This is a genomic window from Mycobacterium sp. E2327, assembly GCF_001672675.1.
Taxonomy (GTDB): domain Bacteria; phylum Actinomycetota; class Actinomycetes; order Mycobacteriales; family Mycobacteriaceae; genus Mycobacterium.
In genome coordinates this window covers 1-870 of record NZ_LZKE01000153.1, presented here as the reverse complement: position 1 = coordinate 870, position 870 = coordinate 1, and the positions used below count along the sequence as shown (strand labels likewise).

The window sequence follows — 870 nt, the reverse complement described above, 5'->3', positions numbered from 1 at the left end:
TGGCCAAGAAGATCGCCAAGTCCTATGACCCCGCCGAGGCCGTCGTCGTGGCGGGCAAGTGGGTGCGCGGCGAGCTGGATTATCTGCCGGGGACCACCGGGGTGCACTCCTCCGGGCTGGACGCGCTGAACGAAGGCAAGGGCGTCTGCCAGGACTTCGTGCACCTGTCGCTGATGTTATTGCGCGCCATGGGAATTCCGGGACGCTACGTGTCCGGGTATCTGCACCCGAAGCGGAACGCCGTCGTGGGCGACACCGTCGACGGGCGAAGCCACGCGTGGATTCAGGCGTGGACCGGTGGCTGGTGGAGCTTCGACCCCACCAACGACAGCGAGATCACCGAGCAGTACGTCAGCGTCGGCGCCGGGCGCGACTACACCGACGTCGCCCCGCTCAAGGGCATCTATTCCGGGGAAGGGGCGACCGATCTCGACGTGATCGTGGAGGTCACCCGACTGGCCTGAAGGCCGTTAGCCGTGCGGGCCCGGCAGGCCCAACAGCTTGCCGCCCGCGCCGCCGGCCCCGCCGGAGCCGCCGTCGAGGCCGGTGCCGCCGGCGCCGCCGATGCCGATCAGCTGAGCGTTGCCGCCGCTACCGCCGGAGCCGCCCAAGGGCGGGGTTGCCGCGCCGCCGTTGCCGCCCCGGCCGCCGTTGCCCAACAACAGCGCCCCGGAGCCGCCGTTGCCGCCGACGCCACCCGGCCCGGTCGCCCCAAAGCCGGATCCGCCGGCGCCCGCGTTGCCGCCGTTGCCGATCAGCCCGATCGCGGCGCCGCCTTCGCCGCCGTGCCCCCCGACCGGGTGTGTCGCGGTGCCCGCTCCGGCGCCACCGCCGATGCCGCCGTCGCCGTAGACGAATCCGCCCCGGCCC

2 protein-coding genes are annotated in these 870 nt (G+C 73.1%); one reads left to right on the top strand and one right to left on the bottom strand.

Annotated features, from left to right (window positions below; all coding sequences use genetic code 11):
• The coding region (locus A5712_RS18435) for a transglutaminase family protein (protein WP_197519433.1) at positions 1–464 on the top strand (464 nt) is incomplete at its 5' end.
• A 6-nt stretch (positions 465–470) separates the two neighbouring features.
• On the opposite strand, the gene A5712_RS31415 is transcribed toward A5712_RS18435, so the two are convergent.
• Positions 471–870: hypothetical protein (locus tag A5712_RS31415; RefSeq protein ID WP_304528668.1), on the bottom strand; the 400-nt coding region annotated here is incomplete at its 5' end.